The sequence below is a fragment of the Vibrio sp. 10N.247.311.13 genome (assembly GCF_041467595.1).
GTDB classification, from domain to species: Bacteria; Pseudomonadota; Gammaproteobacteria; order Enterobacterales; family Vibrionaceae; genus Vibrio; species Vibrio crassostreae_C.
The window spans coordinates 1-22,781 of sequence record NZ_JBFSUX010000031.1; the positions used below are offsets into that span (position 1 = coordinate 1).

17 protein-coding genes and 1 pseudogene are annotated in these 22,781 nt (G+C 44.5%); 6 read left to right on the forward strand and 12 right to left on the reverse strand.

From position 1 onward, the window contains the following. Positions 1-130: 130 nt before the first annotated feature. The 7 genes from AB6E52_RS13765 to AB6E52_RS13795 form a co-directional block, all read right to left on the reverse strand. Entirely contained in the window at positions 131-604 is a 474-nt protein-coding gene (locus AB6E52_RS13765; RefSeq protein ID WP_017060433.1) for a DUF2947 domain-containing protein, read from the reverse strand. 152 nt (positions 605-756) lie between these two features. Next, on the reverse strand, positions 757-1,344 hold the full coding sequence (gene rimJ, locus AB6E52_RS13770; RefSeq protein WP_065584184.1) for a ribosomal protein S5-alanine N-acetyltransferase: 588 nt from the start codon (positions 1,342-1,344) through the stop codon (positions 757-759). 18 nt (positions 1,345-1,362) lie between these two features. Beyond that, positions 1,363-2,907 (reverse strand): transcriptional regulator TyrR, encoded by a 1,545-nt coding sequence (gene tyrR, locus AB6E52_RS13775; RefSeq protein ID WP_017067720.1) that lies wholly within the window; start codon positions 2,905-2,907, stop codon positions 1,363-1,365. A gap of 123 nt (positions 2,908-3,030) precedes the next feature. Further along, positions 3,031-4,083: a YcjF family protein gene (locus tag AB6E52_RS13780; protein ID WP_102320446.1), complete on the reverse strand. Its 1,053-nt coding sequence runs from the start codon at positions 4,081-4,083 to the stop codon at positions 3,031-3,033. Positions 4,084-4,097: 14 nt separating this feature from the next. Beyond that, positions 4,098-5,471, reverse strand: coding sequence for a YcjX family protein (locus AB6E52_RS13785; RefSeq protein ID WP_102320447.1), 1,374 nt, complete (start codon positions 5,469-5,471; stop codon positions 4,098-4,100). A 217-nt stretch (positions 5,472-5,688) separates the two neighbouring features. Further along, positions 5,689-5,874, reverse strand: a complete 186-nt coding sequence (locus AB6E52_RS13790; protein ID WP_004734731.1) for a hypothetical protein — start codon at positions 5,872-5,874, stop codon at positions 5,689-5,691. Positions 5,875-6,038: 164 nt separating this feature from the next. Next, positions 6,039-7,556 (reverse strand): fumarate hydratase, encoded by a 1,518-nt coding sequence (locus tag AB6E52_RS13795; protein WP_102320448.1) that lies wholly within the window; start codon positions 7,554-7,556, stop codon positions 6,039-6,041. Between the two features lie 254 nt (positions 7,557-7,810). Here AB6E52_RS13795 and pabB point away from each other — a divergent pair, with 254 nt between their 5' ends. Continuing rightward, positions 7,811-9,190, forward strand: coding sequence for an aminodeoxychorismate synthase component I (gene pabB / locus AB6E52_RS13800; RefSeq protein ID WP_102320449.1), 1,380 nt, complete (start codon positions 7,811-7,813; stop codon positions 9,188-9,190). 142 nt (positions 9,191-9,332) lie between these two features. Here pabB and AB6E52_RS13805 read toward each other — a convergent pair whose 3' ends face one another. Then, positions 9,333-11,051, reverse strand: coding sequence for an ATP-binding protein (locus AB6E52_RS13805; RefSeq protein ID WP_102320450.1), 1,719 nt, complete (start codon positions 11,049-11,051; stop codon positions 9,333-9,335). Between the two features lies 1 nt (position 11,052). Beyond that, complete coding sequence (locus tag AB6E52_RS13810) at positions 11,053-11,595, reverse strand: heme NO-binding domain-containing protein (RefSeq protein ID WP_065584176.1); 543 nt, start codon at positions 11,593-11,595, stop codon at positions 11,053-11,055. A 303-nt stretch (positions 11,596-11,898) separates the two neighbouring features. On the opposite strand from AB6E52_RS13810, the gene AB6E52_RS13815 reads away from it, so the two are divergent. The 3 genes from AB6E52_RS13815 to AB6E52_RS13825 all read left to right on the forward strand — a co-directional run bounded on the left by AB6E52_RS13815 (position 11,899) and on the right by AB6E52_RS13825 (position 15,543). After that, entirely contained in the window at positions 11,899-12,498 is a 600-nt protein-coding gene (locus AB6E52_RS13815; RefSeq protein ID WP_102320451.1) for a CoA pyrophosphatase, read from the forward strand. A gap of 309 nt (positions 12,499-12,807) precedes the next feature. Then, the gene (locus AB6E52_RS13820) at positions 12,808-14,061 is read left to right on the forward strand and encodes an aromatic amino acid transport family protein (RefSeq protein ID WP_102320452.1); all 1,254 of its coding nucleotides are present in this window, start codon (positions 12,808-12,810) and stop codon (positions 14,059-14,061) included. A 120-nt stretch (positions 14,062-14,181) separates the two neighbouring features. After that, positions 14,182-15,543 carry an L-serine ammonia-lyase gene (locus tag AB6E52_RS13825; protein WP_017060420.1) on the forward strand — a complete coding sequence of 454 codons (1,362 nt, stop codon included), beginning with the start codon at positions 14,182-14,184 and terminating at the stop codon, positions 15,541-15,543. 119 nt (positions 15,544-15,662) lie between these two features. On the opposite strand, the gene AB6E52_RS13830 is transcribed toward AB6E52_RS13825, so the two are convergent. Both AB6E52_RS13830 and AB6E52_RS13835 read right to left on the reverse strand, forming a co-directional pair. Beyond that, positions 15,663-16,805: an amino acid permease gene (locus tag AB6E52_RS13830; RefSeq protein ID WP_017060419.1), complete on the reverse strand. Its 1,143-nt coding sequence runs from the start codon at positions 16,803-16,805 to the stop codon at positions 15,663-15,665. A gap of 81 nt (positions 16,806-16,886) precedes the next feature. Continuing rightward, a complete protein-coding gene (locus AB6E52_RS13835; protein WP_048611631.1) occupies positions 16,887-17,084 on the reverse strand; it encodes a hypothetical protein in 198 nt (65 codons plus the stop codon). A 501-nt stretch (positions 17,085-17,585) separates the two neighbouring features. On the opposite strand from AB6E52_RS13835, the pseudogene AB6E52_RS13840 reads away from it, so the two are divergent. Beyond that, positions 17,586-19,221: pseudogene (locus AB6E52_RS13840) on the forward strand (methyl-accepting chemotaxis protein). 110 nt (positions 19,222-19,331) lie between these two features. Here the strand turns inward: AB6E52_RS13840 and AB6E52_RS13845 are convergent. Beyond that, on the reverse strand, positions 19,332-20,822 hold the full coding sequence (locus AB6E52_RS13845) for a SulP family inorganic anion transporter (RefSeq protein WP_102320454.1): 1,491 nt from the start codon (positions 20,820-20,822) through the stop codon (positions 19,332-19,334). 557 nt (positions 20,823-21,379) lie between these two features. On the opposite strand from AB6E52_RS13845, the gene asnS reads away from it, so the two are divergent. Continuing rightward, entirely contained in the window at positions 21,380-22,780 is a 1,401-nt protein-coding gene (asnS, locus tag AB6E52_RS13850; protein ID WP_017060416.1) for an asparagine--tRNA ligase, read from the forward strand. Position 22,781: the final 1 nt, after the last annotated feature.

Below are 22,781 nucleotides of genomic sequence, written 5' to 3' on the forward strand. Positions count from 1 at the left end.
GACAGCTCTGAAGGATCCTTCAACCGATCGCTTTGGCTTTAACTGATCGGCATTAAGCTCGATGCTCGCTTTTTGTTTTTCTATCTGTTGATCGAAACACCAACACTCACTCGATTAAATCACACCGAGATTAAGCACGGTTACCGATTTTCACCTTGCCATTGGTAGCAAACCAAAGGGCTTCTGAACGACGACGACCGATTAAAATCGGGCCATCATCGTAGAACAAAAAGTTCTTCCAATGCTTCTTGAAAATCGCCCATTTGGTTTCAAGAACATTGTACTTTTCATAACAAAAATAAACAGTTACGTCATCTTGCCAATCAATAAAGTTAAGAATCTCTTCTGGCATTTCAGGCTCATCCGCTTCCCAATGCGCCATCCAGCTGATCTCTTCATTCCAGTTCGATGCTTTGCTTGGCCAGTCTTGCGAGCTCAGTCGTTCTGCGTCTGGGCTTTGAGGGCTCACGTTCTCTTTCCAGAACTGAGAAGCTCTCGCCTGTGTCATTGGCTTAATCTTTTCCAAGTCCTCTGCCGGCAGCGGCATTGACTGGTGTGTGAAAATCCATTTTCTTTGGTATTCGTCCAAAGTTGTGTATGACATCAAAATTCCTCAAATATCTTCTCAGGCTGATGGATTTACCATGCCTATCTGTTCTTTTTGATGCAGTGACGGTTTCATTTTATCTATGTCGTCACTGCCTCTAAATCTGTATTTACGCTTAATTGGTACTTACGCCTAATGACTATTGATCTCTATACAGCGCGTCTATCTTCCCAGTTTGGGTTAACTAATGCCGTCAGTATATGGTCTTCCCATTTACCGTTAATCTGTAGGTAGTCTTTAGCAAAACCTTCTCGGACAAAACCAAGATGTTCTAATACGCCAGCACTGCGTTCGTTGTGAGGCATGTAGCCCGCCATTAAGCGGTGCATGTTCTGCACATCAAACATGTAGTCTTTGGCCATGTTCAAACCTCTGCGCATGTAACCGTGGCCCTGTGCACTTTGCGCCAATGAGTAACCGACATTACAAGCGTAGAACGGGAAACGAGACAAATTACTGAACGATATGGTGCCTAACATTTCATTAGAGTCAGCGTTAATCAGTAAACAGTAATAGCCTAGCCCCATTTTATGAAGCTCGTTTAACTTGATCAGTCGCTGCGCCCAACTCGCTCTATCAAAGAACGCGTCTTCGCGAATCGGTTCCCAAGGTTTCAGATACTCTCTGTTAACCTGAAAGTACTCGCTGATCATGCCAGCATCATCGATTTCAGCCGTGCGTAGAATCAGATTACCATCATGCTTATAAATGCGCTCTGGTGTACTCAAATCTTCCATAATCTTGTTCTTATTCGATCAGTTCTTTCTGATACCGTAATCACGAAGCTTATTCGCAATTGAGGTATGAGAAACATTCAAACGTTTTGCTAGCTTACGGCTTGATGGGAAAGACTGATAAAGCTTCTCTAGAATCTGAGATTCATAGTCTTTCATGATCTCATCGAGCGAGCCGTCTAAGCTCAGGTTCGCCATTCCAGCCGTCATTGTTTCAAGCTGTGGCAAGTGGAATTGCTCAACCGTTAGCGTGTCTGAATCCAACTCTGTTAGTGCGCGTAGAACCATGTTGTCTAACTGACGAATGTTGCCCGGCCATTGGTAATTACCAAGCTGGTCGACTAACTCTTGAGTCAGTTTTGGTTTTAACATACCTAACTGCTGCGCGTACTTTGCAACGAACAGTTCCAACAGTGGCGCTACGTCGTTTGAGCGTTCACGCAATGCTGGAATAGACAGAGTCAGTACATTCAAGCGGTAGAACAAATCTTCACGGAACGAACCCGAGTCGGCTAATTCAGAAAGACGGTGGCGCGTTGATGCAATAATACGAACATCCGCGTGCATCTCTTCTTCTTCACCAACACGACGGAATGAACCATCTTGTAGGAAACGCAGCAGCTTGATTTGAAGATGCGGGCTCATCTCGCCAATTTCATCTAAAAATACCGTACCGCCATTCGCTTGTTCGAAAATACCTTTATGACCTTGCTCATGGTTGAATGAACCCGGTGCATGACCAAACAATTCCGTTTCCGCTACGTCATCAGGCATCGATGCACAGCTTAGAATCAAGAATGGGAAAGACGATCGATTTGAACGGTTATGACACGCTTTTGCCAACATCTCTTTGCCTGTCCCTGTATCGCCTTCAATTAATAGAGGCTGATCCAGCATAGCCAATTTCTTAGCTTGGCTGATCAAGGCTTTATGGCGATTAGAGACACCAACAAAGTGTTCGAAACCTAGGTTGTTCTGTTCTGGGATTGAATCTGGCGAGTTCATCTCTTGATTACAAGAGCGAATCGTCATTACTGCGCTTGCCAGTACCGCTTCGTTGACATCACCACCAAGGTAAATCGGCAGGATCTCAATAGAGAAATCTAAACCATCTAACACGACAACTTCACGATGACGCGTTACATCGCCTTCGATCCAGCGAGCAAAGTTAAAGCTAGGAACAAACGTCGCTAGCGGTTCACCGATGACTGCGTCTTCTTGCTTATTAAAAAGGTTCAATGCAGCGTGGTTAGCCATATCGACTGAGCCTTTAAGGTCAATCGCAATCACAGGATCAGGTAGGTTTGCCAGCAGAGCAATCAGCTCTGTGTTATGCCTTTCGCTTGGCATAAATTGGATTTTACGTACATCCTTCACACCTGAAATTCGGCGAATTTCAGCCATAAGTTCACTAAAAGCATCAAAATCAATATCAGGGCAGTTTAGATAAATAATACCTTTAACATCAATTTCGATTCCTCTTAAATCAATGCTTTTTGAGGCCAAGATATCGAGCAACTCACGCGTTAAGCCGAGTCTGTCTTCACACAATACTTCAAGACGCACAAATAGTCCTATTATAGGTGTCAGGATAAGTTGACAGTAGTGTGGATTAAGCTCTGAGTTCAGTCAAGAAGAAGAGTAAACATATGTTTACTCTTCTTCTCAAACTATTGAGCTTCAAATGCTTTATTTAAGAGTGATACGCTTTATTTCAGATAGGACGGCTTTGCGGAGGTCTGCCAATTTTACTTTTCGTTCGTTATGCCAAGGCATAGGACGCAGTAATGTCATGGCTTTTAAGCCCAATCTTGCAGTAAGGATACCGACACCTAGACCCTGCCCTGCTCGAGCTGAAACCTTGCCTGCAAGATCCATCGAGACGAGGTCCATACTCGCGTCTATCGCAAGTTCACTGGCACCCGCTGCTGCCATGTTGATTAACACCAATTTAAATAGCTTAATCCTAGACCAGTAGCCAAGCTCAATGCCATACACATCAGCAAGCTTGTCGATCATGGTGAAATTTCGCCAAGCCACCAGCAACATATCAGCCGCCGCCAATGGACTCACTGCAACCAAAGCCGCCGATTCGGTCGAAAACTTAGTGACGATTTGAGTCGCTACTTTGTCTTGTTGACTCACGACTAACGCATCGTACATATCCAACACTTCTGCATCACTGTGTGCTGGGTTAATGCTGTTTCGCCACTTATCGTGAGAAGGAGACTCAGCGATAATGCCACCTTGCTTGGCGATGTTTTCACAGAACGCTTTGCCCTTGCCGACACTTTGACTTTGGAGTAGCTCTTCACTCTGCTCTTGGACACTAAAGTGATCTTTAAGTGAACGCAGTTTCCACAGCTCTTTGCCTATCGCGCCTGAACCCAATGAAGCAATGGCAGCAATAAAGCCTGCCCAACCTAACGCAAGCCAGTCAGCGGTTTGAATAGCAGTAATGACCGATTCAATTGCTTGCCATCCAACTAGGCCAGAAAAAGCGACCAATAAACCCGTTCCAAACCACTTCTTCTTTTTGCTCGGTCGAATCACTTGTTCCAATTGCTGCTCAGCTTCACCATCAAGTTCGGCTTCCACTTGCGGTGCGACAGGGACAAATTTCTCTTGCTCTGTGAACAGTTGTTGAGCACCTAAATCCGGGCCAACGTCGGTCTTGTCTTGCTCATCAAAAGAGGTCTTCAACGGTTCATTAAAGACCTGCTTTGTTTTTAATTCACTCATTTTGATTGCCTCAATTACTTCAACTTGTCGCCAATGAGATACTCTAAAACCTTGTCGACTCTTAGATGTTGGCAAGGCTCATCGGAATGTTGCTCCATCGGTCTAAAGCTCGTGAAATCAAACTGGTTGGTTTCCCAATACTGTTTGTTGGGCAACTTACGCGGCACCTCTCCCGGATACATGGTTTGAGGGACATTATCCAAAGTCACACCTTGCAACGCCGGAACATTGTCTGAGCCAGACGAGATATAACCCGCGCTGGTCGCTTGAATAGACGCGATACTCATACAACTCATGTCGATGTGTTCAAACGCCGCCTGCTGCCAAGCCGGATGTACCATCTGTTGTAACAGTGACACCAAGTTCGGATGTTGATCCGGTGTCACGTGGTCAGCCTTGGTGGCTGCAAACAAGATCTTGTCGATCTTCGGCGCAAATAAACGTCTTAAGATATTGCTTCGACCGTACTTAAAGCTCTTAAGTAACTGTTCTAACGCGCCACGCATATCCATGAAAGAGTCATAGCCCGCATTAAGTGGCTGTAAGCAATCCACCAACACGATTTGTCTGTCGAACGTCGCGAAGTGATTCTTGTAGAACGCTTTCACGACCTTCTGTTGATACTCTTCATAACGCGCTTTCAGTACCGCATAGTTACTTGTTTTTGAGAACTTACCCTCAGGTGCGAGACACGGGAAGAATTGCAACACAGGCGCGCCTTCAAGCTCACCCGGTAATACGAATCGACCCGGTTGTACCCAATGCAGTCCGTTACTTTTACAAGTATGAAGGTACTTGGTGTAACTATCGGCAATCGCGACCAGTTTTTTTTCGTCTGCTTCTGCTAGCAAATCGATATCACCACGCATGGCGTTCCAATGTTGCGAGTAGGTTTCTCTGTCACCTTTCAATGCGGCAAACTGAGATTGGCTCCAGGTATCGAAGTCCATGTCCAGTAACGGCAAATCAAGCAGCCATTCACCTGGATAATCGACAATATCGAGGTAAAGGGTGCTGTTTTTACTCAGCAGCTTTTTCGCGCCCTTCGCAGGCTTATATTTGATGGCTAGACGAATCTCACTGACATCACGCGTTGGCACTGGCCATTCTGGTGGCTGTGCATTCAACGACTCCATCGCTTCATCGTAAGAGAAGCGTGGAATCATCATGTTGTGTTGCGGGATGCGCTTTGCGCCAATAATTCTTCCATCTCTCGCAGATGCAAGCAGTGGCAAGTTTTTGTGGGTAGACGTATGAAGAAGCTGATTAACCAGCGAAGTAATGAATGCTGTCTTACCCGCACGAGAGAGCCCCGTGACCGCTACTCGAATATGAGAATCCGTTCCTCTGCTTATAAAGTCACTCATTTCTTGAGTTAGGTGTTTCATTTGAACGACTCCGTGATAGTTAGGCTAGCTGGTTATGATAATAGAAAGGCAAGCCTATGTTCTTTCCCAATTGGGATAGTTTGTATGCTTTTGCTTATGTTGATGTTGATGTTGATGTTGATGAGTATGCAATACACATTCTTAATGCTAGATGAATAAAAGCCCCTGACTACATTCATAATCAGGGGCTTTAGAATTTTTGCACGATATCCGACGTCTAATCGTCTTCAATCAACTTGTAGATAACAAACAGTGCAATCTCTGCAATTAGCCAAAGCGCACATGTAATCGTCACGTATTTATTATCAAAGATACTGATCCCTTTCAAGATCAGGTCGTAGCCAACAAAAGCACCAATCACCACTGCCAAGATAATCTGTAGGATCTGAATAAAACGAGGCATTCCTCTCTCCTATGTTCTTATATCAAACTATGTGTTTATCACTATATCATTGATAATAAGACAAAAGTGCAGATAATGCTGCACTTTTGTCTTTAACTTTCTGTCAAAAATTGCAATTCAAACGCTGAAGTTAGCGACAATTACGATTTTTTGGCATCGATTAATTACGCTTTCTCAGCTTCAGCAATCTTCACTTTCCACGTGTCAGGGCCGATCTGGTGTGCGTTCACGCCGTTAGAGTCAACCGCTACCGTTACAGGCATATCTTCAACTTCAAACTCGTAAATCGCTTCCATACCGAGATCTTCAAACGCAACAACGCGTGCTTTTTTAATTGCTTTTGCGACTAAATAAGCTGCACCACCAACCGCCATTAGGTAAACCGCTTTGTGCTCTTTGATTGATTCAACCGTTGCAGGGCCACGTTCCGCTTTACCGATCATGCCCATAATGCCAGTTTCGTTCAGCATCATGTCAGTGAACTTATCCATACGTGTTGAAGTTGTTGGGCCCGCAGGACCTACCGCTTCATCACCTACAGCATCAACAGGACCCACGTAGTAAATGAACTTGCCTTTGAAATCAACGCCGGCTGGTAAGCCTTCGCCGCTTTCTAGCATGCCTTGAATACGTTTATGAGCAGCATCACGACCGGTTAAGATCTTACCTGACAGAAGAACCGTTTCGCCGGTCTTCCACTCTTGTACGTCTTCTTTAGTCACTTCATCAAGGTTAACACGGCGTGTATTTGCGCCCGCTTCCCAAGTGATGTCTGGCCACTCTTCTAACTTAGGTGGCGTTAGCTCTGCTGGGCCGCTGCCATCTAGCGTGAAGTGAACGTGACGCGTTGCTGCACAGTTCGGGATCAAGCAAACTGGCTTAGATGCTGCGTGTGTTGGTGCTGTTTTGATTTTTACGTCAACCACAGTCGTTAGACCGCCAAGACCTTGTGCACCAATACCTAGCTTGTTTACACGGTTGAAGATGTCTAGGCGAAGCTCTTCTTCTGCGTTCTCAGGGCCTTTTTCGATAAGCTCTTGAATATCGATGTGTTCCATCAAAGATTCTTTCGCTAGCACAGCTGCTTTCTCAGCCGTACCGCCAATGCCTATACCTAGCATACCCGGTGGACACCAGCCTGCACCCATTGTTGGTAACGTCTTCTCTACCCATTCTGCAATATCATCAGAAGGGTTCAGCATAACCATCTTGGTTTTGTTCTCAGAACCGCCGCCCTTAGCCGCGATTTGAATTTCAACTTTGTTGCCTGGAATCATATTAATGTGGACAACCGCTGGTGTGTTGTCTTTGGTATTAATACGCTTACCTGCAGGGTCCATTAGGACAGATGCACGCAATGGGTTATCTGGGTTGTTGTAAGCTTGACGAACGCCTTCATCAACCATCTGTTGTACTGTTTGATCCGTTTCCCACCTAACATCCATACCGATGTTCACGAAACAAGTAACAATACCCGTATCCTGACAAATTGGACGATGGCCTTCCGCAGACATGCGCGAGTTGATAAGAATCTGAGCGATCGCATCTTTAGCTGCTTGGCTCTCTTCTTTCTCGTACGCTTTTTCTAGGGCTTGGACAAAGTCTAAAGGGTGATAATAAGAAATGTACTGAAGTGCGTCAGCGACACTGCTGATCACATCTTGCTTACGAATAACCGTCATTGCATGCCTCTTTATTGTTCTGGTTCCATGTGGGTTCACAGTTTGACTATATGTGCCAAATCGAATTAGGTGGTTTAGCTTTTTATTGTGTTGAGCTGTATTTAGTTGCTTTAGCAATCACTTGCATAGCTTTAAACTAAACCACTTGGATTACTCCGTTCTAATCAAGAACCCATTTTATTTTCAATTTATGATACTCTTGCTTCCTCTCACACGCCATGCAGTGATCGAACTCTTTGTCACAAATTAAACAAATGAATAACAACGAATTTCGCTCTATCCAAATCAAGCCGCTTGAATATCAATCAACTTTAGCTAAACAGCTGTTTTCCCATATTGAAAACCTGCCGTGGGCAATGCTATTACGCTCCGCTTCAGAAAGCCACGTTGATAGTCGATACGATATTTTAGTTGCTCAACCCATCGCCACCTTCGAGACAATCGGTGCAGAAACGACCGTTAATGTTAATGAGACGTGCGAGGTTTCAGACTCTGATCCTTTCGAACTACTCGACCAATATCAGCAACAATTATTGCCTGCGACTAAAGAGCACACTCAGTTGCCATTCGTTGGCGGCGCTTTAGGCTATTTTAGCTATGATTTAGGGCGCAGAGTCGAGACACTTCCATCACTCGCAAAGCGTGATATTGAAGCACCTGACATGGCAGTTGGCTTGTATGAATGGGCTGTTATCGTTGACCACCAATTGAAAACGGCGTGTATTGTCGGTAGCAATATCGATGAACATCATGATTGGCTAATGCAGCAGATGGCTCAATCACACCTATCACATGCGCCCTTTGGGTTAACCACACCGTGGCAATCCAATATGAGCGAAGAGAGCTACGCCACTAAGTTCGATAGTGTTCAAGAGTACCTGTTATCCGGGGACTGCTATCAGATTAACTTAGCTCAGCGCTTCAATGCCCAATACCAAGGTAGTGAATGGCTGGCTTATGACAAGTTAGAACAGTACAACTCAGCGCCCTTTTCGGGTTTTATCCGTTTGGCCGACTGCGCAATCATCAGTGTTTCGCCAGAGCGTTTCTTAGAACTCAAAGACAACGTCATTGAAACCAAGCCAATCAAAGGCACACGACCTCGTTCTGAGGACCCGATGATTGATAATGCCAACGCGCAAGACCTAGCAAGCGCCGATAAAGATCAGGCGGAAAACTTGATGATCGTCGACCTACTTCGTAATGACATTGGCCGAGTAGCAAAACCGGGCACAGTGCATGTACCAAAGCTCTTCGATATTGAAAGCTTCCCTGCCGTGCACCACTTAGTGAGCACGATACGAGCGGACCTTGATGACCAATACTCTGCAACTGACCTTCTGAGAGCCTGTTTCCCTGGAGGATCGATTACTGGCGCACCAAAAGTTCGCGCGATGCAGATCATTGAAGAGTTAGAACCGCATCGACGTTCAGCGTACTGCGGCAGTATTGGCTACATCAGCCGAAATGGCAGAATGGATACCAGTATTACCATTCGTACATTAGTCGCCGAGAACAACACGCTTTATGCTTGGGCTGGCGGTGGTGTGGTATTTGATAGTGATTGTGCTTCTGAATACCAAGAAACACTGGATAAGCTGAGTCGAATTCTACCGATACTTGAAGATTGCTAAACCTAGTGTCATTAACTGCGAGTTCCGTAGCTTAACGGCTAGCAAAAGTTCGATATAAAAAGAAACCGAAGGATCGTAAGATCACTTCGGTTTTTTAGTCTGTAAGTTAGAGTACATAACTCACAACGCTTTATTCGCGTGTTTAAGCGACCTTCACCGCAGATACACCCCACTTCTTAAGCATCTCTTTCAGATCGTTGGCGGTGTAAGGTTTACTCAAGATGTCATCCATCCCACACTGAATACAACGTTCGCGTTCTTCCAATGTCGTTCCGGCGGTCAGTGCCACAATAGATTTAACGTAACCCTTCTCTCTTAGCTTCTCTGTTGCTTCAAACCCGTCCATAACAGGCATTCTGCAATCCATGAATACAATATCGTATTCATTGTCTGACGCGAGTTCAAACCCTTCGACACCATTGCTTGCGATAGCAGGTTCAATCTCATGTTTACGAAGCATTTGCTGGATGATGATCTGGTTCATCTTAATATCATCAACCACCAGCACTTTAAGTAGTGACAATTCCGCCTCATACTCAAAGCCCTTGGCGACACTATCACTCTCTGCCGGAACATCGACAACTTGAAGAGGAATCGAGATGGTAAAGGTCGTGCCTGAACCAACGACACTGGTCACCCCAATATCACCATTCATCAGAGCCACCAGTTTGCGACAAATCGCTAACCCAAGTCCTGTACCCTCATAGTTCCGACTACTTGAGTTATCTGCCTGCGTAAAAGGTTCAAACAGCGTCTTATGTGCTGATTCAGCAATTCCGACTCCAGTATCTTCTACAGAGAAAACAAATTGGTTTTTGTCCCATTCGATATCGACATTCACATGTCCTTCTTCTGTAAATTTAATCGCATTACCGATTAAGTTCACAAACAGCTGAGTGATGCGCTCTAAATCACCTTGGAAATGGGAGGGAACATTTGACGCAACACTGATATTAAATTCAAGCTGCTTCTCGATTGCTCGATTGACGAAAATACTATCAATCGTGTTTCGCAAGTCATTCAGGGCAAATTTCTTTGGAATAAGCTCTAACATCCCTGCGTTAATTTTGCTGTAATCCAATAGATCATTAATGATGGTTCGGAGAAACTCTCCAGATTGGCTCAGGTTGTTCACTATCTCACGCTGAGAGCTATTCAGTTCGGTATCACTGATCAACTCGGCACTGCCTAGTAAGCCATTAAGTGGAGTTCTTAACTCATGATTAATCATGGCCACAAAGTCACGCGTTGCCCTTTCGGACTCTTCCGCTCGTTTACGTGATTCAATATTTCGGTTGATTGCTAGTTGATGGGTTAAGGCACTGCAGATAAGGTCCGTGACCAACAACAGTTGGCTTTGGATAAACTCGTAGTCTTGGTCTAACAACCTGACTCTGACGATTAACGCACCAACTATGACTTTTTCAACCTCTAAGGGCACGGTCAGTAGGTTGTCTTGCCAATGAGGTTCTTGAATGTCTTGCTCTAACACCTCGACAGTCTCATCGCCATAATCATAGGTCTGTAACTGAGGGATGAGCTTGGGAGGTAGAATCAAACGACTGGCTTCGATTAAGTAACTGTTAGTCACGTTGGTCGTTAGTTCAGATAGCATGACATCATCGAGATCATTTCTTAGAAACGCGCGCCCAAAATCAATCAACAGGTTGTCGATTTGTTCTTGGAATTCAATGCGGCGTATATTCGCGTTGGAGCGCTTTTCTAACTGACGCAAAGCAAGCTCAAGCTGTTGGTTAGCCTCGAACAGTTCGAGGCTCTTCTGTTCCAACAATCCTTCAGCCGCTTTCCTTGCCGCGATTTGACGCTTAAGCTTCTTCTCTAGGGCAGATGCCAGATCCATATTACTTTTCTACTTTGAGATTAAACCTAACCACGCTTTGGTCATCATTTTGTGGCGTCATCTCCACCGCGATAGATTCACCGTGGTATTCAGCACATCCTTCAATAAGCCCTAAGCAAACATGAGACATACACCTTGCGCTTTTGTAGTCAAAAACAAGTTGTGCTTCGTTCGTGGTGATAAAACTGAATTCAGGTGGCTCAGCATCTGGATAGAGCTTCTTCACTTCAACATGAATGTAACGCTCTACGTGCTGAATAAATTGAAAGGTGGTATTGCTGTGAGCAAGGCTCGCTTTATTCGGTAATGAGGCCAGTAAGTTCTTAAATACAGACTGCCCAAACACGCGTTGCAAGCTTGCCGCATCAATATCGGTTTTCTTACTCAAGTTGATAATCAACCTGACAAGGTCTTTGTGGTCGTAACTGCCGACCGACGTATAGATCCCTTCATCTTCTGACATTTCTAGAACTTCTTCCAAAAGCTCTAGCCCAAACTTGTCTTCAACAAGCTCTAAAAATTCGGTGAATATGATTCCTTTCATCTCATACCTTTTCTTCTATTTCTTTTTAGAATGGTCCACTAAGTTATTGTTATCAAATTCTTAAACAAAAAATCTACGTTTCGTCACCCAATTTTATGACATGGGTAACGCTTACTCGCCTGTATGCACATATTGAATATAGCAAAAATCGTCATTTTGAGGAGATTCATCGGTAAACAGCCTCTCATGACGCCCAATTGATAACTAAAAGAGGGAAAGTGAATGAAGAAAAACTCGATATTGGTAATCAACCCACGGTTATGTCTATACTTAAAATCATAATAATCAATATATTGGCTTGATATGAATAAAGAAAACTTCCTTCAGCAATTCCAACTTAACCCTACCGTTGGCTATCATCCTGAGTCAGTAGAGCGTGTTTCGCACATCAGTGGCGAGCAATTACGTAAAGCGGCAGTGGTGGTAGGTTTAGTTGAAAGAGAAGATGGTTTACATGTCATTTTTACTAAAAGAGCGGCTCATTTAAAGCATCACCCCGGCCAAGTCAGCTTTCCTGGTGGTAAACACGAACTTTCTGACCCTTCTATGCAATTCACTGCACTCAGAGAGCTCCATGAGGAGGTGGGAATTCGATCGGATCAAGTTAAAATTATTGGGCAATTACCAGCATTGAGTACTATTAGTAAATTTTCTGTGACGCCGATTATTGCCATGGTCGATCCTGACTATGAAGCCATCATTGATGAGAACGAAGTTGCCTCAATTTTTGAGGTACCCGCTACCTATGTTTTAGACCAAGCCAAGTTACACAGCCACACTGTTAACTTTAAACAAATCAAGCATCGGGTTTTTGCGATGCCTTTCCAAGAGCACCTAATTTGGGGCGTTACGGCGCAAATTATCCAATCGCTGCAGCAACACGTACTGCAACGAATCACATAGCAACTACGTTTTGTTTAATCTCTGTTAACAAAATCCAGACTTTCTATGGAACAGATTTATTAATGCAATTTTACGCAAACGTTTCCCTGGTATAAATCTATACAACCCCGCCTTTCGCATAAATAAAACTAATACCAGGCATAAACATAAATCACATGTAGCACGCTATTTTCGTGATCAAAAATTCGTTTTTCGCATATCATGTGACACGCCGTTTCATTACATGATTTAGATCTATTTTTTGCAGAAGAAAATTCTGCAGAATTAGCCCCGACTTATTTCCTGTTCCCAAAAAATGAGTAATTTAACATGAACACAACAACTTCTTCGGCAAATGCCGTTAAAGATTCAAGCAAGTTTAACTATAAAGATTTTACCTGGTGTTTATCACTATTCGGTACAGCAGTTGGTGCTGGCGTACTATTCCTTCCAATCAAAGCTGGTGCGGGTGGTTTTTGGCCATTAGTTATCCTAGCTCTAATTGCGGCACCAATGACTTGGTTCGCACACAAATCTCTAGCTCGTTTCGTACTGTCTGCTAAAAACCCTGAAGCTGATATTACAGACACAGTTGAAGAGCACTTCGGTAAGACTGGCGCAAACATTATTACTTTTGCTTACTTCTTCGCTATCTACCCGATCGTTCTTATCTACGGTGTTGGTATCACAAACACAGTTGATTCTTTCCTAGTAAACCAAATGGGTATGGAATCTATTCCTCGTCCTCTTCTTTCTGGTGCACTTATCCTTGCTATGACAGCAGGTGTTGTATTCGGTAAAGAGCTGATGCTTAAAGCAACTTCAGCAATGGTTTACCCACTAGTATTCATCCTACTAGCGCTATCTTTTTACCTAGTTCCTGATTGGAACACTTCAATGATGGACGTAAGCCCAGAATGGTCAACAATGCCTTCTATTATCTGGCTTGCTATTCCAATCATCGTGTTCTCTTTCAACCACAGCCCAATCATTTCACAGTTCTCTAAAGAGCAACGTCGTGTATACGGTGATGACGCAGTTAAGAAAACTGACGCGATCACTGGTGGCGCAGCAATGATGCTGATGGGTTTTGTAATGTTCTTCGTATTCTCTGTAGTGCTTTCTCTATCTCCAGAGCAACTAGCAACAGCACAAGCACAGAACATCTCTGTTCTTTCTTACCTAGCAAACGTACATGAGTCTCCACTTATCTCTTACATGGGTCCTCTAGTAGCGTTCGCAGCGATTACTTCTAGCTACTTCGGTCACTTCCTAGGTGCTCACGAAGGTCTTGTTGGTCTAATCAAGTCTCGCTCTGGTTCTTCAGTAAGCACTATCGAAAAAGCATCTCTAGCGTTCATCGTTGTTACTACTTGGATTGTTGCGGTAGTTAACCCAAGTATCCTAGGTATGATTGAAACAATGGGTGCTCCAATGATTGCAGCTATCCTGTTCCTAATGCCTGTATTCGCGATGCAAAAAGTACCAGCAATGGCTAAGTACAAAACTTCAGCACCTGTACAAATCTTTACAGCTTTATGTGGTCTAGCGGCTATTAGTTCTGTAATCTACGGCGCTCTTTAATCTCAAGCCCTTTTTATAAGATGGCATCCATCTTATATCACGAGATTAGACAAAAAATATAATGATAATAAATGAGCCTCCCTACTCCCCTTGGGAGGCTCTCTTTTTGAGGTAATCGCTATGATTAGTGTATTTGATATCTATAAAATCGGTGTTGGTCCATCGAGCTCACACACAGTTGGACCAATGAAAGCGGGTAAAGAATTTATTGATGACCTACGTTCAATGGGAAAATTGCGCGACATCACTAAAATCACCGTGGACGTATATGGATCACTATCACTGACAGGGAAAGGTCACCACACAGATATCGCAATCATCATGGGTCTTGCTGGCAATACTCCTGAGCGTGTTGATATCGATTCTATTGCTGGCTTCATTGCTCGCGTAGAAGAAACTGAGCGCCTTCCTGTTGGCATGCACTGTCATACAGTATCGTTCCCACGCGATGGCGGTATGAACTTCCACACTAGCAACCTTTCTCTACACGAGAACGGCATGAGCATTCATGCATGGGTTGGTGACGAAGTTGCATACTCAAAAACGTACTACTCAATTGGTGGCGGTTTCATCGTTGACGAAGAGAACTTCGGCAAAGAAGAAGAAAACCCAATCAAAGCACCTTACGAATTCACAACAGCTGAAGAGCTGGTTAATCAGTGCAAAGAAAGCGGTCTTTCTATCAGTACACTGGTTATGAAAAACCAAGCAGCGTTCCACTCAGACGAAGAGTCTCGCACTTACTTCGCTAACATCTGGAAAACTATGCGTGAGTGTATGGATCGCGGTATGAATACTGAAGGTATCCTGCCTGGTCCACTACGTGTTCCTCGCCGTGCAGCAGCACTTCGCCAACAGCTAATGACTTCAGAAAAAACAACCAATGATCCAATGTCGGTTGTTGACTGGGTAAACATGTTTGCTTTCGCAGTAAACGAAGAAAATGCAGCTGGCGGCCGTGTAGTAACGGCACCAACAAACGGCGCATGTGGCATCATCCCTGCTGTATTGGCTTACTACGATAAGTTCATCCAAACAGTGACAGAGAAAGATTACATCCGTTACTTCGCAGCTTCTGGCGCGATCGGTGGTCTTTACAAGCGTAACGCTTCAATCTCTGGTGCTGAAGTTGGCTGTCAGGGTGAAGTTGGTGTGGCATGCTCTATGGCTGCTGCTGGTCTTGCTGAGCTTATGGGTGGTAGCCCTGAGCAAGTATGTATGGCTGCAGAAATCGGCATGGAGCACAACCTAGGTCTAACATGTGACCCAGTTGCTGGCCAAGTACAAGTACCATGTATCGAGCGTAACGGTATTGCTGCAGTTAAAGCAATCAACTCGACTCGTATGGCGCTTCGTCGCTCTTCTGCTCCTACTGTTTCTCTAGATAAAGTTATCGAAACAATGCTAGAAACAGGTAAAGACATGAACGCTAAATACCGTGAGACATCTCAAGGTGGTTTGGCTGTTAAGGTTGTTTGTTAATCATTCTGAATTAATAAACCGATAATAAAAAAGGAACGCCGCGGCGTTCCTTTTTTGTATCTGAAGCTTTTGGAGCTAAAGCTTGGTGACTGATTGATTCAACCGACCAAATTGTTTTGTTAAATCACTTGCGAGATAAGCAGGAAACAACCAAACAGCAGTGAGAACAACATCATTGCGCTGCCACCTTCTGCTCGGTATCGGTCATCAGCAACTTTCATGAAGCGCTGCTTGTGAACCATAACCAGAGGAACAAACACCGCTAGGAACACCAAGATGATGCCTGCGTAATTCAGCACTTGTAGGAACTTGTCTGCAGCAAGCAATGAACCCGCCAACGGCAAGATAAAGCTAATGCAGTACGTTACCGCTGTATTTTGGTTGAACATGTCTTTGTTCTGGTTGAACAACGCCATTGCTACGCCAAAGAAAGAAGTCAACAACGCCAAGCCAGTGAAGGTAGACAAGACGTTACCCACCCAAGGAGACTGAGCCTCAAACGCCGCCATCAAATCTGATACGTTCTCAAAGCTACGGAATTGCTCTTCACTCAAGTTACCCACTACCGCAAACAACCAACACAAGTAACACACTAATGGGATCAGAGAACCGATGATCACCATGTTACGCAGCTGTTTGTCTGTCGCTTCGTGGTTGTAAGAAACCAAGGTTGGAATCACCACCATAAAGCCAAAGCTCGTAAACAGGATGGCACTGGTTTTGATTAGGTCAACGTGGTCATGGCTGGTTACCTGCATCAAGTTTTCTTGAGTCATGCTCGGCGCTAAGAAGGCCATGGTTGCAAACAAACTAGCAAGCATCACGAAGAACAATGCTCGATTGAGCTTATCAATCACACCAGTACCACTTGCGACTACTGCGCCAGCAAGCAAGGTAAACACGGTTTGGCTGGTAGTCGCGGTAATTTCGACGCCAAAGTTAGACAGTAACTTACTCAGCAAGTCACCTGCGCCCAGAATGTAAGCCATTAATAGGCAAATCAACAACGCGTATAGCAAGCCGTTGGTAAGCAACTGACCTTGTTTACCCAAGGTTTTTCGGGCAATAGAGTTTAATCCTAGACCGCCACCCGCTTTGATGGTCGCTTCTAGAAGTAGTAATGCTGCGTAAGTCGTACCGAAACAGATCAGTACCATAAGCAGTGTGCCGTAAAGCAATCCGAATTGAGCTAATACCATTGGGATCGCAAGCATACCAGCACCGAGAGCGGTACCAGCGATAATTAGGGAGCTACCCATCATTTTAATATTCATTGTTTTTAACTTATTTGTTTAGTTTTTATAGATGTGAGTCTTCGTTCATCGAGCGGATGACAAAGGAGTTCAGATAGAAATAAAGTTATAAAACGAATAACAATAGGAGCGATAAGCGGTAAAGAAGCGTGCAGAGACGTTGTCGAACAGGGCGTTCAAAGGGGAGCTTGTCTTAAAAGAGGTAAAACGAGAAGCGTGAGTAAGCATTAACTGATGTGGTGAACCTTCCGTAGGTTCAATAATCGGTGATGTAATCTTGAATTTCATGTATGTGTCCAATAAGTCACATTCCATAGTATTTGAAGCAGCGTATCCGTTGCTGCCCTACCTCTATCATAGAGGTCTTTTCATCTTATCGAATGAGCCTCGAAACACAACGCTATAACCACAATTTTTGCTATTAAATTGAACAAAACAACCATTTGGATATAAATTGACCACTAAGTCGTCTAAAACAATAGTCTTTATTGATAAAAGACAAGCGGACAAATACATCGAGCTAATTAACAACCTAGGCTTTTCTAATTATCAGCACAATCAAAACTCGATGCTGCACTTCAATTTTCCCAAAACAACAGTCTGTTTTAAGAACAGCGAGGAGCTTGAAGCGCGTTCCATTTCAACATCAGGTTCCGCACAAACTTGCTACATCACAGAAGCATAACCACAACCGGAGTGTGGTCACACAATTCGTTATACCCCATAGGTGGTAGGAATTCTTACTAGTACAGTATTTGCGTCATTATAATTAATAAAAACAAACACCTTATGCGCTCAACAATCACCTTTAAAATCCTAGTGGCCCTCGCCATCGTGTTCACCTTTTTGCTGGCAATATCGACCTATTTCCAATATTCGCAACAAAAGCAACTTGTAAACTCAGTGTTAAGTGAGCAGCTTCACGACAAAGCAAGTAACTACTTCGATAGCCTCAATATGATGATGCTCACCGGCACCATGGCACAAAAAGAGACCCTTCGTCAGAAAGCACTGGCTCAAGAAGGCATTGAAGACGTTCGTGTTTTACGCGCCGACGCTGTCAGCAAGTTATATGGCCCAGGTAATGACAACCAAACACCGGTTGACGATATTGATAAACGAGCGCTAGCGGGCGAAACCGTTATCGAACCTTTTTCTGCTGATTGGGGCAAAGGCTTGGTTATTGCTCTGCCAATGAAGTCGAGTGAAGATTACCGAGGAACCAATTGTGTCGCCTGTCATATGGCACCAGAAGGTGAAGTCTTGGGTGCGATTCGTCTCGAATATAACCTTAACCATGTTAACTCGCTGATTAACACTCAAACCATGGCTGCTATTGGCATTATGGCAGTGATCTCGTTTGCCGGATTTGTCCTTACGATGGGATTAATTCGTAAGATTATCGTGCGCCCGCTGCAACAGACTTCTCGCTTTATGACCCAAGTCAGCAACGATAAAAACCTATCCACTCGCCTGCCGGAACAAAGCAAGGATGAGATTGGCACGCTGGCTAACTCCATCAACTCGTTCATGGGAACCGTATCTGACAGCTTAGAAAAGGTACAAAGCACCTCGCACAAGTTAAATGCGTCTGCCAACCAACTGACTAGTGTCGCGCAAATTACCGAGCAAGCCGCCAGCGACCAGCAAAGCGAAACCGCAGAAGTGCAACACAATGTCGAAGGAATACAGGCACAGCAAGTCAATGTAGAACAAGCGACTTTAACAGCTTCAGAGCTTATCAATCACACCGCTGATGTGGCGTGTAAGAGTGCCAACCAAGCACACGAAGCAAGCACACGAAGCAAGCAGTGAGATAAAAAACCTCGTTAGCAGCATAGAAGAAGTGAAACACAAAATACTGACACTCAATGAGCAAACCGGAGAGGTCTCTTCAATATTGAGTGTGATTCGTGGCATTGCTGACCAAACCAATCTTCTGGCCTTGAATGCAGCAATTGAAGCGGCACGTGCGGGAGAACAAGGTCGTGGGTTTGCGGTGGTGGCTGATGAAGTTCGCCATCTTGCATCACGAACCGCTGAAGCAACAGGCAGTATTGAGTCAATCATTCATCAGTTCCAGCAAGGCAGCGAAGAGTCGCTGACTTCTGCCGATCGCGTTTGCGAACAAGCCCATCAAAGCTCAACCGATATCGACGCACTTTCAATTGAAATGAATGGTGTGGTCGAAGAGATGAAACAGGTGCTGGCTCACGCACAGAATATTCAGCAGCAAACGCAATCCACCACACAAGCGACTCAAGATGTTCAACAAAAGGTTGAAACCATCACCTCTCACGCCAACAACACATCGCAATCCGCGGCTGAAACTCGCAACATCAGCAATGACTTAGAAGAGCTATCTGATCATCTTGAATCGCTGATTAATCAGTTTACTTTGTCGAGTACAAAGAAGAAGTCATAGATCGCCAACAAAAAAGCGCTCAACAATGAGCGCTTTATCTTCATAGCAACGTCTAATTCAGGCTTTCAGGCTTTCAGGCTTTCAGGCTTTAAAAGAACCGTAAACCAAGATTAGTGCGTAATGGAAACCGCGGTTAAGTCTTTATGCTTGTGATACATCGCGTGTTTGACTATCAGGTTCGCACTCACGCTATCCATTCCTGACACTTCAACGTAAGCCCCTTTTTTACGGAACTTGAACACAACCTTATCAAGCGCCTCGACCGAGGTATTATCTAAGAATGACGCATCCGATATATCGATGGTCACTAAAGAGGTCGCGTTGTCATAATCAAATAAGTCGACAAACGCATCTGACGAAGCAAAGAAGACATGGCCTTTTACTCGGTGAATGGTGTGCATTTCGTTTGTCACGACTTCATCGGATATAAACACCATGGATTTGCTGGCATGTGCATAAAACAGAGCCGACAGCACCACGCCAACCGCAACACCTATTGCTAAATTATGAGTAAACACCACCACCGCCACGGTTGCTAGCATGGTTACATTGGTTGGCAGTGTGTGATCTTTAAGCTCAACAATGGAACGCCATGAGAATGTGCCGATAGAAACCATGATCATCACAGACACTAAAGCGGCCATCGGTATCAGCTTCAACCAATCAGAAACAAACACCACCATTAGCAACAAAACCACCCCAGCGATCATGCTGGACAATCGGGTTAAGCCACCTGATTTGATGTTAATGATCGACTGACCGATCATTGCGCAGCCCGCCATTCCACCAAAAAGGGAAGCCACGATGTTCGCAACGCCCTGCCCTTTACACTCATTGTTTTTATTGCTTTCAGTATCAGTCAGGTCATCGACTATGGTCGCTGTCATCAAGGATTCCAACAAGCCAACCAGAGACAGAGCAATCGAATATGGCAGGATGGTTGCAAGCGTCTCAAACGTGAATGGAATATTAGGAATCAAGAACACAGGCAGTGAATCGGGAAGCTTTCCCATATCGCCAATCGTTCTCACATCTAAGCCGAAGAGCAAACTAATGATTGTCAGAGCAACAATCGCGACCAGTGGGGAAGGTATTGCACGACCAAACTTGGGAAAATAAGGAAGCAGATAAATGATCGCCAAACCCAAAGCGACTAACACGTAAACGCTTGACGGGAAGTTGATTAATTCAGGAAGTTGAGCCATGAAAATTAGAATGGCGAGCGCGTTAACAAATCCAGTAATCACCGATTTGGAAACGAAATTCATCAGGTTACCAAGCTTGAGATACCCAGCTGCGATCTGAATGACGCCAGCTAGAAATGAAGCGGCGAGTAGATATTCTAGTCCGTGCTCTCTCACTAAAGTGACCATTAGTAGCGCCATAGCGCCTGTTGCACCGGAAATCATTCCCGGACGACTGCCAACCAAAGCAGTGACGACACAAATACAGAACGAGGCATAGAGCCCTACTTTAGGGTCAACGCCTGCAATAATTGAAAATGCGATGGCTTCAGGGATCAATGCGAGTGCAACCACAATCCCAGATAATGAATCTCCTTTAACGTTTGATAAGCAATGTTTTTTTAAATAATTAAGCATGTAATTCTCTTTTACTTGTACAGCCAGTCCTGCCTTGTTGAGACATAATTTGATCGACTGTTTTTCTTGAATGAGCGAGCGCTCGAAAAGTGCGGGTGTAGAGAGAATGCAGGGGTTAAGGCGGCGTAATTAACACGTAGATATTAAACTCCTCTTGTACTTTAGTGGGAAATTAAGAAGGTGATCAAGTCCAAAATGACTGAATCCGCGCCAATATAGAGTGAGTCTCAACACAATCACACTCCCATTATTGAAAACAAAGGTTTCGATTACCCCATGCTCGTTCAGCAGCTCACATAGGGTGAAAGGTAAGGCTGACGCTAAGATCGAACAAAAAACACACCCTCAAACCTATTTATCGTCAGTAGACACAATATTTCTTTCACCAAGCAAGAATAAAGGTTGAAGCTGTCGGTATGACAGGTAATATGTTCAATCGATTTAAAAAGTTTATACAACTTAATGTTTCGGCTAATTATTGTGCAAATGTATATTTATTTGCAGCAATGCCAGAGACTTTGAGTTGAATTTGTCCCTCAATGGAGAATGAAATCAACATGACTTACGCGCCTGTAACAGACGTACTTGGCGGCAAGCTAGCGGTAGACAGTGAAGTAACTGTTCGCGGCTGGATCCGTTCACGTCGTGATTCCAAAGCTGGAATCTCTTTCCTTGCCATTTATGACGGCTCTTGTTTCGACCCGATTCAGGCCGTGGTTCCTAATAATCTTAATAATTACGAAAACGAAGTATTAAAGCTAACAACTGGCTGCTCTGTTGAAGTAACGGGTAAGATTGTTGAGTCTCCTGCGAAAGGTCAAGACTTCGAACTAGCAGCAACTGACGTTAAAGTTGTAGGCTGGGTTGAAGACGCTGACACTTACCCAATGGCTAAGACGCGTCACTCTATCGAGTACCTTCGTGAAGTTGCTCACCTACGTCCACGTACAAACGTGATTGGCGCAGTAGCACGTGTACGTAACTGTCTATCTCAAGCGATTCACCGTTTCTACCACGAGCAAGGTTTCTTCTGGACTTCTGCTCCGCTTATTACTGCATCTGATGCAGAAGGCGCTGGTGAAATGTTCCGTGTTTCTACGCTAGACATGGAAAACCTACCACGCACTGAAAAAGGCGACGTAGACTTCAACGAAGATTTTTTCGGTAAAGAGACGTTCCTAACAGTATCTGGCCAACTTAATGCTGAAGCTTATGCTTGTGCACTAAGCAAGGTTTACACGTTCGGTCCTACGTTCCGTGCTGAAAACTCAAACACAAGCCGCCACCTAGCTGAGTTCTGGATGGTTGAGCCTGAAGTTGCGTTTGCAGACCTTAACGATGTAGCGAAACTGGCTGAAGACATGCTTAAGTACGTTTTCGCTGCTGTTCTTGAAGAGCGCCGCGACGACCTTGAGTTCTTCGCTTCTCGCATCGACAAGCAAGCAATTACTCGTCTAGAGCAATTCGTAGACGCTGATTTCGCACAAGTTGACTACACTGACGCAATCCAAATCCTACTAGACTCTGGTAAGAAATTTGAGTTTGACGTTGAGTGGGGCATCGACATGTCTTCTGAGCATGAGCGTTACCTAGCTGAAGAGCACTTCAAAGCACCTGTTATTGTTAAGAACTACCCGAAAGACATCAAAGCTTTCTACATGCGCTTAAACGACGACGGCAAAACAGTTGCAGCAATGGACGTACTTGCACCAGGCATCGGTGAAATCATCGGTGGTGCACAACGTGAAGAGCGTCTAGACATTCTAGACGAGCGTATGATTGCTATGGGTATCGACCCTGAGCACATGAGCTGGTACCGCGACCTACGTAAATACGGTACAGTGCCACACGCTGGTTTCGGTCTTGGTTTCGAGCGTCTAGTATCTTACGTAACAGGTATGGGTAACGTTCGTGACGTGATTCCATTCCCACGTACACCACGCTCTGCAAACTTCTAAT